The organism is Sphingomonas phyllosphaerae, from assembly GCF_036946485.1.
Taxonomy (GTDB): Bacteria; Pseudomonadota; Alphaproteobacteria; order Sphingomonadales; family Sphingomonadaceae; genus Sphingomonas; species Sphingomonas phyllosphaerae_E.
On record NZ_JAQIJA010000008.1, the window covers coordinates 1 to 17,220 of the forward strand.

Below are 17,220 nucleotides of genomic sequence, written 5' to 3' on the forward strand. Positions count from 1 at the left end.
GGCGAGCACCGCGCGGATGTGTGGCACGTCCCCGGCCACACCGCCGGGCATATCGCCTTCCACTTCGCCGACGATGGCGTGATCTTCACCGGCGACACCTTGTTCGCGATGGGCTGCGGCCGGCTGTTCGAGGGCACCCCCGCCGAGATGTTCGCGAACATGCAGCGCTACGCCGCACTCGACGATGCCACCCGCGTTTATTGCGGGCACGAATACACGCAATCGAACGGTCGCTTTGCGCGCACCGTCGAGCCGGATAACCAAGCGCTCGTGCAACGGATGGTCGAAATAGACCGTCTCCGCGCGTCCCGGGAGGCGACGATCCCGACCACGATCGGCCTCGAACGTGCGACCAACCCGTTCCTGCGTGCGCCCGATGTCGCCACCTTCGCCGAACGCCGCTTGCGCAAGGATCAGAGCTGACGATATGGTATCGCACGTAACCATGCCGGTAACGTGCGGATAGAAGGAGAGAAAGCGATGCGTTTCCTCATCACCTTCGCCGCTGCGGCGGCGCTCGGCGCGGCCCGCGGTGGTCGCCGCCCCGGCCCAGAAGCCCGACCGGCAGGAAAAGAGCCGGATCGCCTACGAAAAGCTGCTGGCAGGCAAGACCCCCGGCAAGCCGCAGGACTGCATCGACACGCGCTGGACCCGCCCGCAGCTGACCGCCTACGACGGCAAGCTGCTGTACCGCGTCAGCCGCAGGCTGGTCTATGTCACCGAAACCGGCGGCGGCTGCGAGGCGGTGGCGCGCGGCGATACGATCATCACGCGCCAGTTCCAGACGCAATTGTGCCGCGGCGACATCGCCCGCACCGTGAACCTGCCGGCCGGCATCCCCAGCGGTAGCTGCGCGATGGGCCAGTTCGTTCCCTATCGTTCCCAATAGGTGAGACTGTCATGACCAAGCCGACCGAAGACGACCTGACCGGCGTCGAGACGCGCCGCTCGCCCAAGGCCGAGATCGATTCGATCGGCGGGCGCAAGCTCAAGCCGGCGACGCTGATGATGGGCCACGGCTACGATCCCGCGCTGTCCGAAGGCGCGCTCAAGCCGCCGGTGTTCCTCACCTCGACCTTCGTCTTCCCCAATGCCGCGGCGGGCAAGCGCCATTTCGAGGGTGTCACCGGCAAGCGCCCCGGCGGCGCGGAAGGGTTGGTCTATTCGCGCTTCAACGGCCCCAATCAGGAAATCCTGGAGGACCGGCTCGGCATCTGGGAGGGCGCGGAAGATGCGCTGACCTTCTCCAGCGGCATGTCGGCGATCGCGACCTTGTTCCTGTCGCTGGTGCGCCCCGGGGACACGATCGTCCACTCCGGCCCGCTCTATGCCGCGACCGAGACGCTGATCGCGCGCGTGCTCGGCCGCTTCGGGGTCAACTGGCTCGACTTCCCGGCGGGCGCGACCCGCGAGGAAATCGACGCGGTCATGAAGAAGGCGAACGACGCCGGCCGCGTCGCGCTGATCTATCTCGAAAGCCCCGCCAACCCGACCAATGCTTTGGTCGACGTCGAGGCGGTACGCGCCAGCCGCGACGCGATCTTCGCGGGCGCCGAGGAGCTGCCGCCGATCGCGATCGACAACACCTTCCTCGGCCCGCTCTGGTCGCAGCCGCTCCAGCACGGCGCCGATGCGGTGGTCTACAGCCTGACCAAATATGCCGGCGGCCATTCCGATCTGGTCGCGGGCGCGGTGCTGGGCGCCAAGCCGCTCATCAACACGATCCGCGCGATGCGCAACACGATTGGGACGATCTGCGACCCCAACACCGCGTGGATGCTGATGCGCAGCCTCGAGACGCTGGAGTTGCGGATGAGCCGCGCCGGCGAGAATGCCGCCAAGGTCTGCGCCTTCCTGCGCGATCATGAGAAGGTCGAGCGTGTCGGCTATCTCGGCATCCTCGCCGAGGCCGAGGGGCGGCAGGCCGACATCTACCGGCGTCATTGCACCGGCGGCGGCTCGACCTTCTCGCTCTACCTCAAGGGTGGCGAGCCCGAGGCGTTCCGCTTCCTCGACGCGCTCAAGATCGCCAAGCTCGCGGTCAGCCTCGGCGGCACCGAGACGCTCGCCAGCCATCCCGCGGGCATGACGCATTTGTCGGTCGCCGACGAACGCAAGCAGGCGCTGGGCATCACCGACAATCTCGTCCGCATCTCGATCGGCGTCGAGGATGCCGACGATCTGGTCGCCGACATGGAACAGGCGCTGGCGGCGATCTAGAGTTAACCGTTATCCCGGACTTGATCCGGGGTCCCGCTTCTTCCTTGGCCGGGCAGGGAGCGGGGCCCCGGCTCAAGACCGGGGGCGACGGTGGTAATCCGCTCCGCCCTCGCCATTACCGACGATCTATGACACGGCGGCGCGATGGAAACATTCGACGCGATCGTGCTGGGCGCGGGCGGGGCAGGGTTGATGGCGGCGGCGGTCGCCGGGCAGCGTGGGTGGCGCGTCGTCGTGCTCGATCATGCCGAGGCACCGGGCAAGAAGATCCTGATTTCCGGCGGCGGCCGCTGCAACTTCACCAACCTGCACACCGCGCCCGACCGCTATCTGTCCGCCAACCCGCATTTCGCCAAGTCGGCGCTCGGCCGCTACACCGCGCGTGATTTCCTCGACATGGTCGAACGTCACGGCATCGCGTGGCACGAGAAGACGCTCGGGCAATTGTTCTGTGACGGTTCGGCGCGCGCGATCGTCGACATGCTGCTCGGGGAGTGCGAACTCGGCGGGGGTGACGATCCGGCTCGGCCAGCCGCTCGGCGAGATCGCGCACGCCGACGGGCGCTTCACCGTCGCGCACGGCGAGCGCCGCTATACTGCCCCCGCACTGGTGATCGCGACCGGCGGCCCGTCGATCCCGAAGATGGGTGCGACCGGCGTGGCCTATGGCATCGCACGCCGCTTCGGCCTGAAGGTCGTCGAACCGCGTCCCGCGCTGGTGCCGCTGACCCTGCCCGGCGACGAAGCGCTGTTCCGCGCGCTCTCCGGCGTGGCGACGCCCGTCGTCGCGCGCGCGGGCAAGGCGGCGTTCGCGGAGGCGGCGCTATTCACCCATCGCGGCCTCTCCGGCCCCGCGATCCTTCAGGTGTCGAGCTATTGGCGGCACGGGGAGCCGATCGCGATCGACTTCCGCCCCGATGCCGCGCCGGGCTGGCTCACCGCCGCCAAGCGCAGCCGCCCCCGCAACACGCTGGCTAACGCGCTCGCCCTGCCGACCCGGCTTGCCGAGGTGCTTGCCGAGCGGGTCGGCATCGGCGAACTCGGCGGCGCGACCGACCGAGCGCTCGCCGATGCCGAACGCCGCCTTGCGGACTGGCGCTTTCATCCCAACGGCACCGAGGGCTATGCCAAGGCGGAAGTCACCGTCGGCGGTATCGCCACCGACGCCTTGTCATCGAAGACGATGGAGGCGCGCAAGGTTCCCGGCCTGTACGCGATCGGCGAGGCGGTCGACGTCACCGGCTGGCTGGGCGGCTATAACTTTCAATGGGCCTGGGCCAGCGGCTGGGCGGCGGGTCAGGCTATAGCCGGCGAACCTTGAAGGACGGGCGGCTGCCGATCGCCATCTTGTAACCGCCCAGCATCGTCCGCTTAACGACCACGGTGCTACCCGGGCGCAGCCGTCCCGGGATCGGCGCATCGTCGACCTGTATCCAGCGCGCGCCATCGGCGAGCGCGAAGATCAGCAATCCCGCGCCGCCGGGAGTGACGGCAACCAGCGTCGTCTTGATCTCGGCGAGCGTCGAACTGGCGCGCGTCTCGTCCGACACTTTCGCGCCGAACGCCGCGCGGCGCCGTTGCTGCTCGGCACGCGTATCCACCACGGCGATCTCGCTGCGCCGTTCCGCATCTTCTAAAATCGCGGTCTGCCGCTCGTAGCAGGCCAGCCGGGCCGCCGTGCCGTCCACCGCCTTGCACGCATAGAGATTCTGCAGGTTTACGCGTGTCGATTGAGCAACACCTGGGGCGTCAATCATAAGAATTGTCGTTGCAACTAATAACGAGGAACTTTTCATCGCTGTATCATTCCCGCTAGAACAATCGTTTCCGAAGAGCCGGTGAGAGCGCTTATATGTTGCGTATGCGTCACACTGGGGCGGCAATGCGCTGCCTTTTGCCCGGAAATGATTGTTTAAGCAAAATCAAAGGGTCATGACGCCGGGTATCAAGCCCGATGATCGTGCGCACACGAGGTCGGCCTTCGAGATCGAACCATACCCGATCCTTAGAGTATAAAGGGACCGACACCCATGAAGACACTTCGCACGAAGTTGCTCGCCTCCGCGGTCATCGCGATGGCAGTGGCTGGCACTCCCGCGTTCGCGCAGGCGACCTCGCCGGAAGCACAGGCGCCGACCGATGCCGGGCCGAAGCCCGCCGTCGCCGGTCAGGACGCCGCCGCACCGGGCGAAGCCGGTCCGGGTGGTGGTGACATCGTCGTCACCGGCTCGCGCATTGCCTCGCCGAACCTCGTCTCGGCCAGCCCGGTGACCGTCGTCAACGCGCAGGACATCAAGCTGCAGGGCGCAACCCGTCTCGAGGACGTGCTGAACAACCTGCCGCAGGCGTTCGCGACGCAAAGCTCGTCGGTGTCGAACGGCTCGACCGGTACCGCCACGCTCAACCTGCGCAATCTGGGCGACCAGCGCACGCTGACGCTCGTCAACGGCCGTCGCCTGATGCCGGGTGACCCGGTGTCGAAGAGCTCGGCGGCGGACATCAACGTGCTGCCCGGCATCATGATCAGCCGCGTCGACGTGCTGACCGGCGGCGCTTCGTCGACCTATGGTTCGGACGCGGTCGGCGGCGTCGTCAACTTCGTGCTCGACACCGACTTCACCGGCATCAGCGTCGACGCCAATTACGGCGTGTTCAACCACGACAACAACAACGACCGGTTGCAGAACCTCGTTCGCAGCTTCAACTATCCGGCGCCGAACGGCCTGACCACCGACGGTCGCAACTTCGACGTCAGCATGAAGATCGGCGCGGGCACCGATGACGGCCGTGGCCACATCGTCGGCTATCTCGGCTATCGTTCGATCGCTGCGGTCGAGCAGGGCAGCCGCGACTATTCGTCGTGTGGCCTCGCCACGTCGACCGGCACCGAGTTCCGCTGCGGCGGTTCGGCGACGGCGTTCCCGGCGAACTTCACGCTGACCGACGCGACCCAGGGTGGTCCGCCGACCTCGTACACGCTGAACGGCGCGGGCGCGCTGGTCCCCGGCACGACGCTCTACAACGCCAATCCGCTGAACTATTATCAGCGCCCCGACACCCGCTACACCGCGGGCTTCCTGGCGCATTACGACGTCAGCGACGCGTTCAAGCCGTACACCGAGTTCATGTTCATGGACGATCGCTCGGTCGCGCAGATCGCGCCGTCGGGTGACTTCAACAACACCAACACGCTGAACTGCGGCAATCCGTATCTGTCGGCAACGCAAGTCGCGACTTTCTGCCGCGCCTCGAACCTGACCGGGCAGACCACGCTCAACCCGGACGGCACCACCAGCCAGATCGCCAACGTCCTGATCGGTCGTCGCAACGTCGAGGGTGGCGGGCGTCAGGCGGACATCACGCACACCTCGTATCGCTTCGTCGTCGGCGCGCGTGGCGACGTCGACAAGGGCATCAGCTACGATCTGTTCGGCCAATATGGCACGACCAAGTACACGCTGAACTACCGCAACGAATTCTCGGTCAGCCGCACGCAGAAGGCGCTCGACGCCGTCCGCAACACGGCTGGTCAGATCGTGTGCCGCTCTGTCGTCGACGGCAGCGACCCGAACTGCGTCCCGCTCAACATCTTCGGCAGCGCTCCGATCACCGCCGAGGCGCTGAACTACGTGCAGGTCGCCGGTTTCCAGCAGGGCCAGACCAAGGAAACCGTGGTCAGCGGCTCGGTCACCTTCAAGGGCGGCGAGTACGGCATCCAGAGCCCGCTGGCGAACGACGGCATCGGTCTGGCGATCGGTGGCGAGTATCGCAAGGAGCAGCTCGAGCTGAACGTCGACACGTCGTTCGCCACCGGCGATCTGGCGGGTCAGGGCGGTCCGACCCTGCCGGTCGCGGGCAGCTACGACGTCAAGGAGTTCTTCGCCGAACTTCAGGTGCCGTTGATCGCCGACCGTCCGTTCTTCCACGAACTGACCCTTGAGGGCGGCTATCGCTATTCCGACTACAATCTGTCGGGTGGCGTCAGCTCGTACAAGGGCGCGGTCAGCTGGTCGCCGATCCGCGACATCGCGCTGCGCGGCAGCTACAACCGTGCGGTCCGTGCGCCGAACATCCAGGAGCTGTTCCAGTCGCAGTCGGTGCAGATCGACGGCTCGACCGATCCGTGCGCGGGCGTGCCCGGCACCGCCAGCGCACCGACGGCGACCGCCGCACAGTGCGTCAACCTCGGCGTGCCGCTCAACCGTTACGGCCTGATCCAGGCGAACCCGTCGGCGCAGTACAACGGCCTGCTGGGCGGCAATCTGAACCTGCGTCCGGAAACGGCCGACACGTTCACTGCCGGCGTGATCCTGACCCCGTCGTTCCTGCCGGGCTTCAACCTGACGGTCGACGCGTTCAGCATCAAGGTGAAGGACATCATCTCGGTCATTGGCGCCGACACGATCCTCAGCCAGTGCGCGGCGACGGGCGATGCCTCGCTGTGCGGCCTGATCAACCGCGATGCCAACTTCTCGCTGTGGCAGACGCCGAACGGCTATGTCACCGACACCAACCTGAACAGCGGCACGCTCAAGACCCGCGGTCTCGATATCAATGCCAACTACACCTATCGCTTCGCGGAGGCAGGCTCGCTGTCGGCGGCGTTCACCGGCACCTATGTCGATGAATTCACCTACGAGAAGGTCGGCACCTCGTTCGATTGCGCCGGCTATTACGGCGGCCAGTGCCTCTACCCGCAGGCGAAGTGGCGTCACCAGCTGCGTCTGACGTGGCAGGGCACCGACGGCATCGGCATCTCGGGCCGCTGGCGCTATCTGGACCCGACCCGCTACGAGAAGACCAGCCCCGACGCCGCGCTCGCCGGCACGTCGTTCGTGCTCGATCGCCGCATCCCGGCGCAGAGCTACTTCGATCTGACGCTGACCGCGCGTGTCGCCGACAACTACACGTTCCGTATCGGTGCGCAGAACCTGCTCGACCGTGAGCCCCCGGTGCTCAGCCAGACCGCCGCGCCGATCGGCTCGTTCGGTAACGGCAACACTTATCCGGGCATCTACGACGCGCTGGGCCGCTACATCTTCGCGGGTCTGACGATCAACATGTAAGCATCGGGCCGATCCGGCTCATCCTTCGGGGGCGGCACGTCGCGGCGTGCCGCCCCCTTTTATGTCCGCGCGCTCAGCGCGTCGGATCGATCAGATACTTCTCTCCCGTCGCCTTGCGCTCATAGGCGCGCAGCACGTCGGCGTGCAGCGCCTCCTTCAACCCGATCGTCGCGGTATAATTGCTCGCGAAGGTCGTGGTCAGCTCGTCGGCGATTCGCTGCCGCATCCGCCCCGCCGTCGCCGCACCCGCCTTCTTCAGCCACGGCGTCAGCAGGAAGCCCGACACGCTCCACTGGAAGCCGAACGCCAGCCGGTTGAGCGTCGTCGCGCCGGTGTCGAGCGCACCATAGATATACAGCTGCTTGAACGTGTCCGAGCCATAGCGGCTGTATTCCCCGGCCGTGCGGTTGGCGGCCTGTTCCATCGCCTGGACGATGTCGCTGCCCAGCGTCCCGCCGCCGATTGCGTCGAAGGCGATCGTCGCCCCCGTCTCCGCACAGGCATCCGCCAATTGCGCGCGGAAATCGTCATCCTGACTGTTGAGCACATAGGTCGCGCCGATCCCCCGCAGGATCGCTGCCTGCTCGGGCTTGCGGACGATGTTCACCAGCGGCACGCCATCGGCGAGGCAGATCTTCTGGAGCTTCTGGCCCAGGTTCGACGCCGCCGCGGTATGGACGATTGCCTTGTGCCCCTCGGCGCGCATCGTCTCGACGAACGCCAGTGAGGTCAGCGGGTTGACGAACATCGCCGCGCCGTCCGCCGCGCTCGCCCCCTCGGGCAGCGGCACCACCTCGCGCAGCTTGGCGAGGCGGTATTGCGCGAACATCGCACCGCCGATCATCCCGACCTTGCGCCCGACCAGTTCCTGCCCCTGCGCGCCGGCCGCCACGACGGTGCCAGCGCCCTCGTTCCCGACCGGTAGCGACTGGCCGATTCGCGCGCGCAGCCCGCCCATCCGCCCGCGCGGCACCGCAAAGCGCAGCGCGGGTGCGTCGGGCGTCCCCACCTCTTCCAGCGTCGCGACATCGGCCGGCCCGAGCAGCAGCCCGAGGTCGGAGGGGTTGATCGGCGCGGCCTCGATACGCACCAGCACTTCGTCGTCGGCGGGCGCCGGATAGGTGACCTCTTCCAGCCGCAGCGTCAGCGAACCCTCGGCATCGACGATCGATCGCAGCTCCAAACCCTTGATGTCGCTCAACTTGGCCTCCTCTCTTGGGGCATCCGGCATGGGCCTGTGCGCCGGGACGGTCAAACCCGTTCTCATCGCCGCGCAACCGCGCTACCGCAGGCGGCATGTTCGACCTCGACGCCTATCTCGCCCGCATCGACCTTCCCGCGCGCCCGACCCGCGATGCCGCCGGCCTGTCGCGCATCCAGCACGCGCACCGCCTCGCGATCCCGTTCGAGAATCTCGACGTGCGGCTCGGCCGGGCGATCGCGATCGACGGTGCGAGCGTCGCTGCGAAACTGGTCACCGCGCGGCGCGGCGGCTATTGTTTCGAGCAGAACCGGCTGTTGCTCGATGCGCTCGCCGCACTCGACTTCACCGCGCGGCCGCTGCTCGCGCGCGTCTGGCTCGGTGCGACCGCGACACCGCCGCTGACGCACACGCTGTCGCTGGTGACGATCGACGGCCAGCACTGGATCGCCGACGCCGGGTTCGGCGGAAGCTACGCGCCGGTCCTGCCGCTCGCCGATGGCGCGCAGGGCGAGGCGCCCGACGGCGCGCGTTTCCTGCTGGTGCGCGACGACGAGCGCGCCGGGGAGGGCGGCTGGCTGCTGCTGCGCGACGGCGACCCGACCACCACCGACGGCCGCGGGGCGGGGCCGGGCTGGCAGCCGCAATACAGCTTCACCACGACCGAGGTGCACGACAGCGACCTGGCGATGGGCAACCATTGGTCGATGAGCGCGCCCGCTAGCCGCTTCACCAACGTGACCGTGACCAGCATCATCCTGCCGCGCGGCTTCGCCTCGCTGACCGACCGCCAGTACCGCCGCCGCGCGTCGGAGACAACTGCCGAGGCGGAGATCACCGATCCGCGCGTCTATCGGATGCGGCTGAGCATGATGTTCGGAATCGACCTGAGCGCGGATGAGGTGGCAGAGCTGGGGCTGTTCGGGTGACGATCGCTCATCCTTGACCGTCGCCCCGGGCTTGACCCGGGGCCCCGCTTCTTTTTTCGCGAGCTCAGTTAAGAAGCGGGGCCCCGGATCAAGTCCGGGGCGACGAGAAGGTCACTCCGGCATCCCGCTCATCCCGCTCGCACTCCGCAGCGCATCCCCGTCGAGCCGATACCCATCCAGAAACACCGTCCGCACATGCCGCAGGTTGCCCAGATCCTGCGACACATCGCCGTCGACCAGAATGACGTCGGCCGTCTTCCCCGCCGCGACCGATCCCAGCCGGTCGCCCATCCCGACCAGCTTCGCCGGCACGATCGTCGCAGTCTGCAATGCCTGCGCATTGCTCAGCCCGGCCTGCTGGTACAATTCCAACTCGCGTACCAGTTCGACGCCCCAGCCGTCGGTCCCCGCGACGATCGGCACGCCCGCCTTGTGCAGCCGCCCGACCAGCTCGACCATCTTGCCGAAGCTCTTGCGATAATCCTCTCGGGTCAAACCGTCCTTCAGCGGATAACCCGCGATCCGCCAGCCGCGCGCCACCGCCGGCGGCGCGACCTTGGCGAAGGCGGCATATTCGGGCGGGATCGCGGTGCCGTCGCTGGTCATCAGCGGCTCCCACACGGTCAATGTCGGATCGATCACCGTCCCGCGCTTCGCCAGTTCGGCATAGAAGGCCCGCATCGCCGCGCTGTCGAGATCGACGTCCTTGCCATACCGCGCCGGGCCTTCCAGCCGCGCGGCGGTGTTGGCCTTGTCGACCACTTCCTGCGGCATCGCCTGCATCATGATGAAGTTGATATGCGTGACCTCGTCATAACCGGCGCGCACCGCGTCCAGCGGTCGCATCCCGGCCGGGACATGGCCATGGACGTGCAGCCCCAGCCGATGCGCTTCCGCGGCGGCCGGCGCGATCCATGCCGGGGTCATCGAGGTGTAGAACTTCACCCCCCACATGCCTGCCGCCTTGATCCTGCGCACCGCCGCGATCGCTTCCTCCGCCGACGACACGGTCAGCGCCATCTGTGCGGCGAGCGGGTCCTTGCGGTCGACGATCACCGATACGCGTCCGTCCGGCGCGAGCAGGTCGCCCGCGGCGCGGCGCTTCACGATGCTCTGCGCCTCCTCGATCAACGAGCCGGGGCTGCGATAATTGGTCATGCCCGTCGCGACATTCTGGAGCAGCGACCAGTCCTCGCCGACGTGCTGGTGCGCGTCCCACAACCCCGGCAGCAGCGTCTTGCCGCGCCCGTCGAGCGTCGTCGCCCCCTTGGGCGCGCGCAGCGACCCGCCCGCGCCGACCGCGGCGACCTTGCCGTCGGCGATCAGCACCGCACGATCCGGCAGGTACGTGCCCTTGATCGAGTCGAACAGCAGCACATGGTCGACCAGCGTCGGGGTGCGATTGGCGGGGGTCAGGAAGGTCCGCGCCACGTCGCGCACCATCGCGGCGGTCGCCTTGTCCTGCACCGCCTTCAGCTTCGGCCCGGCCGCCTCATAGCCTTCTGGCAGCATCGAGGCGACCCCGGCATAGCCGAACAGCCGATTGTCCCTGTCGAGCCACAACGGTGACGGCGAGAAGCCATAGCCGCGGATGAACGCCAGCCGCACCGGGATCTTGCCCTGCGGCCCGTCGATCTCGGTGACGTCGCCGAGTGTCAGCGTCGCATGGCCGCCGGGCAGCAGGTCGATCCCCTTCGCCCCCGCCGCCACCAGTGCGGCGATGTCCTGCTCGGTGGCGAGCGGCGGGCCGCCATAGGTGTTGTAGCGTCGCCCGGCATAGGGTGCCGATCCGCTGTCGACGCTGGTCTTCCATGTCGCGGTGCCATCCGGCGCGACGCTGAAATCCTCGGTGGCGTCGCCGGAGTCGGTGAAGCCGCGGATCGCGATCGCGGTCGGGCGTTGATCGGGACCATTGGTGATGACCTCGTCGGTTTCGGTCACCCAGCCACGCAGCGACATCGACATGCGATACGCGGTCTTGCCGTCGCTGGTACGCCACGACCAGATATCGCCGTGCTTGCCGGCCTCCGAGCTGATGACGAAGTGCCGCGCGCCCGCTGGCGGCGTCAGCAACTGCTCCTTGGCGATCGGATCGGCCGCGGCGATCGGCGTTGCGCCGGCCAGCAGCGCAGTAAGAATCAGTCGGCGCATCAATCGTCTCCCCCCGGATGTGCGGGCAAGGTGACAAGACGGGGAGCGTAAGGCAACGCTGGTATTTGACGGAGTAATGGCTATGATCGAGGCGCGCGGCAACGATCCGCGTACCTCAGGAGAGTTTCGTGGCCACCGCCTGTTGCAGCCCGCTGTCGCGTCGACGTTTCCTTTCCGGTGTTGCCGGTAGCGCCCTGATCGCCGGCCTTGCTCCCCCGGCATCGGCGCAGGCGGTTGCGCCCTCCAGACTCCAACCATTCGACATGCGCGACGTGTCGCTGCTCGACAGCCCGTTCCTCCATGCGCAGCACCAGACCGAGGCGTATCTGCTGCGGCTCCAGCCCGATCGCCTGCTGCACAACTTCCGCGTCAACGCCGGGCTGAAACCCAAGGCGCCTGTCTATGGCGGCTGGGAATCCGAGCCGATGTGGGCGGACATCAATTGCCACGGCCACACGCTCGGCCATTATCTCTCCGCCTGCGCGCTGGCGCATCGCGCCACCGGCAAGCCGGAATATCGCAAGCGGATCGACTATATCGCCGGCGAACTGGCGGCCTGCCAGAAAGCGGCGAACAGCGGCCTCGTCTGCGCCTTTCCGAAGGGGGCGGCGCTGGTGTCGGCGCATCTGCGCGGCGAGCCGATCACCGGCGTGCCGTGGTACACGCTCCACAAGGTCTATGCCGGCCTGCGCGACGCGACGCTGCTCGCGGACAGCGCGCCGGCGAAGGCGGTGCTGCTGCGGCTCGCCGACTGGGGCGTGGTCGCCACCCGCCCCTTGAGCGACGCGCAGTTCGAGGAGATGCTCAAGACCGAATATGGCGGCATGAACGAAGTCTATGCCGACCTGTTCGTGATGACCGGAAACGCCGATTATCAACGCCTTGCCGAGCGTTTCTCGCAAAAGGCGGTACTCGCGCCGCTGGTCAAGGCGCAGGACCAGCTCGACGGGATGCACGCCAACACGCAGATTCCGAAGATCATCGGCTTCCAGCGCGTCCACGAAGCCGGCGGCGACGCCAGCTACCACGCCGCCGCGCAATTCTTCTGGAAGACGGTGGCGCGCACCCGCGCCTTCGCGACCGGCGGGCACGGCGACAACGAACATTTCTTCGCGATGGCCGATTTCGACAAGCACGTCTTCTCGGCCAAGGGCTCGGAGACGTGCTGCCAGCACAACATGCTCAAGCTGACGCGGCAATTGTTCCTGCAGGACCCGCGCGCCGATTACGCAGACTATTACGAGCGCACGCTCTACAATGGCATCCTCGCCTCGCAGGACCCCGACAGCGGGATGGCGACCTATTTCCAGGGCGCGCGTCCCGGCTACATGAAGCTGTACCACACCCCGGAGGATAGCTTCTGGTGCTGCACCGGCACGGGCATGGAGAACCACGTCAAATATCGCGACTCGATCTATTTCCACGACGGGCGCGCGCTTTACGTCAACCTCTTCATCCCGTCTTCGCTGAACTGGCGCGATCAAGGCGTGGTGGTGACGCAGGAGACATCCTTCCCCGCGCAGGCAAGCACGCGGCTGCGGATCGCCGCGAAGCGCCCGGCCTCGCTCGCGCTCAAGCTGCGTCACCCGCGCTGGAGCCGCAGCGCGACTTTGCTGGTCAACGGTCGGGAGGCGGCGACCTCCGCCGAGCCGGGCAGCTATCTCACCCTCGACCGGACGTGGAACGACGGCGACACGGTGGAGCTGCGGCTGGTCATGGAGCCCGCCGCCGAACAGGCCCCCGCCGCGCCGCAGATCGTCGCCTTCACCTACGGCCCGCTGGTGCTGGCCGGCGCGCTCGGCAAGCAGGGGCTCGCCCCCGGCGCGGACATCATCGTCAACGAGCGCAAATATGGCGAGTATAACGACGCACCCGTCGCGGTGCCGGTGCTCGCGGGCGACCCAGAGGCGCTGGCAAGCAGCATCCGCCCGACCGGCAATCCGCTGGAATTCACGATCGCCGCGCAGGACGGCGCGCCGGTGCGGCTGATCCCCTACCACCGCATCGCGCACGAACGCTACGCAACCTATTGGCAGCTCGCCTGAATCGGATCGTAGGTTTGAGCCGAACGAACCCCTCTTCGTCGCCCCGGACCTGATCCGGGGCCTCGCTTCCTCGCGATAGCAGCAAGAAAGAGGGCAGGTGATCGGCGCACGTCGATCGCAAGATTCCGCTGTCTTCACGCGGTGATCTTTGCCACCAGCACTCTCGTGACGGAGGGTCTGAATGCACAAGTGGTTTATCGCCGCCGCGCTGGCGACGACGGGGGTTGCGGCCGTGGCTGAAGCTCAGGCGCAGACGGCGCCTGCGCTGCCGTTGGAGCGGGTGTTCGCGACACCCGATCTCGCCGGACCGCAGCCGCGCGCGCTCAAATTGTCGCCCGACGGCAAGTTGCTCACCTTCCTGCGCGCGCGTCCCGACGACAAGGACCGGCTCGACCTCTGGGCGCGCGACACCACCACCGGCGCCGAGCGGATGCTGGTCGACAGTTTGAAGATCGGCACCGGCGCCGAATTGTCGGAAGCCGAGAAGATGCAGCGCGAACGTGCCCGCATCGGCGCACTCAAGGGCATCGTCGCCTATGACTGGGCGGCCGACGGGCGCAGCCTGCTCGTGCCGATCGACGGCAACCTCTATCTCGCGGGAGTCGACGGACAGGTCCGCCGCATCACCGACGTGCCCGGCGGCGTGCTCAACGCCAACGTTTCCCCGCGCGGCGGCTTCGTCAGCTACGTCCGCGACCAGAACGTCTGGGTTCAGCCGCTCGGCGACGGGGGCCGCACGCGCGCTGACCAGCGAGGGCAAGGGCCTCGTCCACTTCGGCGAGGCGGAGTTCGTCGCGCAGGAGGAAATGCACCGCACCGACGGCTATTGGTGGAGCCCCGACGATCGCTACCTCGCGGTCGAGCGGTTCGACGAGACGCCGGTCAAGGTCTTCACCCGCGCGTCGATCGGCGCGACCGGCACCAGCATCTACGAACAGCGCTATCCGGCGGCGGGCACCCCCAACGTGCTGGTCGACCTGTACGTCATGCACGCCGATGGCTCGGGCAAGGTGAAGGTCGATCTCGGCAGCGATCCCGACATCTATCTGGCGCGGGTCGACTGGCTGCCGGACGGCTCGGCGCTGCTCGTCCAGCGCGAGAACCGCGCGCAGACGAAGCTCGACATGCTCCGCGTCGATCCCGCGACCGGCAAGGCGACGATCCTCTTCACCGAGAGCGCGCGCGCGAAGAGCTGGATCAACCTCTCCGACAGCTATCGCGCGATGGAGGACGGCAGCCTGCTGTGGCATTCCGAACGCGACGGCTACGGGCATCTGTGGCGGCTGAAGGACGGCCGCTGGACGCAGCTGACCAGGGGCGACTGGGTCGTCACCGGGCTGGTCGCGGTCGACGAGGCGAAGGCGCGCGTCTATTTCACCGCCAACAAGGACGACGTCCTCGAACAGCATCTCTACGCGCTCGATCTGAAGCGCGGCGGGATCACGCGCCTCACCGAGCGCGGCTGGAACAACAGCGTCACCGCCGACGGCAACGCGCAGCGCTTCCTCGTCACGCGCTCCAACCCCGATCAGCCGCCGCAGACCTATCTCGCCGATGCCAGCGGCAAGCGGCTCTCGTGGATCAACGAGAATCGCGTCGAGGGCACGCACCCCTATGCGCCTTATGTCGCCAGCCACGAGCCGGTGCGGTTCGGCACCATCAAGGCCGCCGATGGCACCACCGACCTCCACTGGCAGATGGTCACGCCGCGGCTGGAGCCGGGCAAGCGCTATCCCGTGTTCTTCCAGCATTATGGTGGACCCGGCCCGCAATATGTGACGCGCAGCTGGAAGAACCCGCTGATCCAGCATCTGGTGGACAAGGGCTGGATCCATTTCGAGGTCGACAATCGCGGCTCGGCCAACCGCGGCGTCGCGTTCGAAAGCGCGATCTGGCACGCGATGGGCACGGTCGAAGTCGACGATCAGCGCAAGGGCGCCGAATATCTGAAGACGCTCGCCTTCGTCGATCCGGCGCGGATCGCCACCTTCGGCTGGTCCTATGGCGGCTATATGTCGCTGAAGATGATCGAGGCCGATCAGAACCTCTATGCCGCCGCCATCTCGGGCGCGCCGGTCACCGACTGGCATCTTTACGACACGCATTATACCGAGCGCTACATGGGCGATCCGCGCGTCGACGGCGTCGCCTATGACGCATCGCGCGCGGTGATCGATCCGAAGAAGATCACCACGCCGCTGCTGCTGATGCACGGCATGGCCGACGACAACGTCTTCCTCGACAATTCCACCAAGGTCGCCGCCGAATTGCAGGCGGCCGACATGCCGTTCGACATGATGCTCTATCCCGGCAAGACGCATTCGGCGTCGCGCGACATCCATGTGTGGATCACGATCGAGCGCTTCCTCGACCAGCACGTTGGTAGCGGTCCCAAGTAGAGCTTTCTGGCTTTTCGAAAATTGCGGCGCTACGGGCAGCCGCGACATGATGTGAAAGCGCCTGTAGTTGGCGCGTTGGAAGGACGGATATGGGGTACCGGGTGGTGTGGTGGCGGGAGCCACGGGCAATGTCGGGCGCGAGATGGTCAACATCCTCGCCGAGCGGCAGTTTCCGGCGGACGAGATCGCGGTGCTCGCCTCGTCGCGCTCGGTCGGCGACCAGATCGAATATGGCGACACCGGCCGGATGCTGAAGGTGCAGAATATCGAGCATTTCGATCCTGCCGGCTGGGACATGGCGCTGTTCGCGATCGGCAGCGAGGCGACCGCGGTCTACGCGCCCAAGTTCGCTGCCGCGGGCTGCACGGTGATCGACAATTCGTCGCTCTACCGCATGGACCCGGACGTGCCGTTGATCGTGCCGGAGGTGAATGCCGCGGCGATCGACGGCTACAAGGCGAAGAACATCATCGCCAACCCGAATTGCTCGACCGCGCAGATGGTCGTCGCGCTCAAGCCGCTGCATGATGCGGCGAAGATCAAGCGCGTCGTCGTCGCGACCTATCAGTCGGTTTCGGGCGCGGGCAAGATCGGCATGGACGAGCTGTTCGAGCAGAGCCGCAACATCTTCGTTGGCGACCCCGCCGAGCCGAAGAAGGTTCACCAAGCAGATCGCGTTCAACGTCATCCCGCACATCGACAGCTTCCTCGACGATGGCTCGACCAAGGAAGAGTGGAAGATGGTCGTCGAGACCAAGAAGATCCTCGATCCGAAGATCAAGCTGACCGCGACCTGCGTGCGCGTGCCGGTGTTCGTCGGCCATAGCGAGGCGCTCAACATCGAGTTCGAGAACGAGCTGTCGGCCGAGCAGGCGCAGAACATCCTCCGCGAGGCACCCGGCGTGATGCTCGTCGACAAGCGCGAGGACGGTGGCTACGTCACCCCGATAGAGAGCGCGGGCGACGACGCCACCTATGTCAGCCGCGTCCGCGAGGACCCGACCGTCGAGAACGGTCTGGTGCTGTGGTGCGTCAGCGACAATCTCCGCAAGGGCGCCGCGCTCAACGCGGTGCAGATCGCGGAACTGCTCGGCCGCCGCCATCTCAAGAAGGCGATGAGACTGGTGCGGACGACTTCCAGGCGGTGCTGACCGCGGAGTAAGCGCGGTCCGTCCACCAAACTGTCATCCGGACTTGATCCGGGATCCC

At 66.9% G+C, this 17,220-nt stretch carries 9 protein-coding genes and 3 pseudogenes; 9 read left to right on the top strand and 3 right to left on the bottom strand.

The window, feature by feature from the left end; translation table 11 throughout:
* The 4 genes and pseudogenes from PGN16_RS19955 to PGN16_RS19970 form a co-directional block, all read left to right on the top strand.
* Positions 1 to 423: hydroxyacylglutathione hydrolase C-terminal domain-containing protein (locus PGN16_RS19955; RefSeq protein WP_335311109.1), on the top strand; the 423-nt coding region annotated here is incomplete at its 5' end.
* A 109-nt stretch (positions 424 to 532) separates the two neighbouring features.
* On the top strand, positions 533 to 889 hold the full coding sequence (locus PGN16_RS19960; RefSeq protein WP_335311110.1) for a hypothetical protein: 357 nt from the start codon (positions 533 to 535) through the stop codon (positions 887 to 889).
* A gap of 11 nt (positions 890 to 900) precedes the next feature.
* On the top strand, positions 901 to 2,220 hold the full coding sequence (locus PGN16_RS19965) for a cystathionine gamma-synthase family protein (RefSeq protein WP_335311111.1): 1,320 nt from the start codon (positions 901 to 903) through the stop codon (positions 2,218 to 2,220).
* Between the two features lie 144 nt (positions 2,221 to 2,364).
* A pseudogene (locus PGN16_RS19970) lies at positions 2,365 to 3,541 on the top strand (NAD(P)/FAD-dependent oxidoreductase).
* Here PGN16_RS19970 and PGN16_RS19975 read toward each other — a convergent pair.
* On the bottom strand, positions 3,522 to 4,016 hold the full coding sequence (locus PGN16_RS19975; RefSeq protein ID WP_335311112.1) for a hypothetical protein: 495 nt from the start codon (positions 4,014 to 4,016) through the stop codon (positions 3,522 to 3,524). The pseudogene PGN16_RS19970 and the gene PGN16_RS19975 sit on opposite strands and share 20 nt — an antisense overlap.
* Before the next feature lie 234 nt (positions 4,017 to 4,250).
* Here PGN16_RS19975 and PGN16_RS19980 point away from each other — a divergent pair, with 234 nt between their 5' ends.
* Positions 4,251 to 7,286 carry a TonB-dependent receptor domain-containing protein gene (locus PGN16_RS19980; RefSeq protein ID WP_335311113.1) on the top strand — a complete coding sequence of 1,012 codons (3,036 nt, stop codon included), beginning with the start codon at positions 4,251 to 4,253 and terminating at the stop codon, positions 7,284 to 7,286.
* A 73-nt stretch (positions 7,287 to 7,359) separates the two neighbouring features.
* Here the strand turns inward: PGN16_RS19980 and PGN16_RS19985 are convergent, their stop codons facing one another.
* Positions 7,360 to 8,487 (bottom strand): zinc-binding dehydrogenase, encoded by a 1,128-nt coding sequence (locus tag PGN16_RS19985; RefSeq protein ID WP_335311114.1) that lies wholly within the window; start codon positions 8,485 to 8,487, stop codon positions 7,360 to 7,362.
* 95 nt (positions 8,488 to 8,582) lie between these two features.
* Between PGN16_RS19985 and PGN16_RS19990 the strand changes: the two genes are divergently transcribed.
* Complete coding sequence (locus PGN16_RS19990) at positions 8,583 to 9,416, top strand: arylamine N-acetyltransferase family protein (protein WP_335311115.1); 834 nt, start codon at positions 8,583 to 8,585, stop codon at positions 9,414 to 9,416.
* Between the two features lie 111 nt (positions 9,417 to 9,527).
* On the opposite strand, the gene PGN16_RS19995 is transcribed toward PGN16_RS19990, so the two are convergent.
* Positions 9,528 to 11,567, bottom strand: a complete 2,040-nt coding sequence (locus tag PGN16_RS19995; protein ID WP_335311116.1) for an amidohydrolase family protein — start codon at positions 11,565 to 11,567, stop codon at positions 9,528 to 9,530.
* A 263-nt stretch (positions 11,568 to 11,830) separates the two neighbouring features.
* Here PGN16_RS19995 and PGN16_RS20000 point away from each other — a divergent pair, with 263 nt between their 5' ends.
* From PGN16_RS20000 to PGN16_RS20010, 3 genes and pseudogenes are all read left to right on the top strand, one after another.
* A complete protein-coding gene (locus PGN16_RS20000) occupies positions 11,831 to 13,612 on the top strand; it encodes a glycoside hydrolase family 127 protein (RefSeq protein WP_335311117.1) in 1,782 nt (593 codons plus the stop codon).
* Positions 13,613 to 13,793: 181 nt separating this feature from the next.
* Positions 13,794 to 16,011: pseudogene (locus PGN16_RS20005) on the top strand (DPP IV N-terminal domain-containing protein).
* Positions 16,012 to 16,153: 142 nt separating this feature from the next.
* Positions 16,154 to 17,162: pseudogene (locus PGN16_RS20010) on the top strand (aspartate-semialdehyde dehydrogenase).
* The last annotated feature ends 58 nt before the right edge of the window (positions 17,163 to 17,220 follow it).

Coding starts and splice junctions, on each gene's coding strand:
- PGN16_RS19965 (WP_335311111.1), top strand. CDS start 901: ATGACCAAGCCGACCGAAGACGACCTGACCGGCGTCGAGACGCGCCGC.
- PGN16_RS19975 (WP_335311112.1), bottom strand. CDS start 4,016: ATGAAAAGTTCCTCGTTATTAGTTGCAACGACAATTCTTATGATTGAC.
- PGN16_RS19980 (WP_335311113.1), top strand. CDS start 4,251: ATGAAGACACTTCGCACGAAGTTGCTCGCCTCCGCGGTCATCGCGATG.
- PGN16_RS19990 (WP_335311115.1), top strand. CDS start 8,583: ATGTTCGACCTCGACGCCTATCTCGCCCGCATCGACCTTCCCGCGCGC.
- PGN16_RS19995 (WP_335311116.1), bottom strand. CDS start 11,567: ATGCGCCGACTGATTCTTACTGCGCTGCTGGCCGGCGCAACGCCGATC.
- PGN16_RS20000 (WP_335311117.1), top strand. CDS start 11,831: ATGCGCGACGTGTCGCTGCTCGACAGCCCGTTCCTCCATGCGCAGCAC.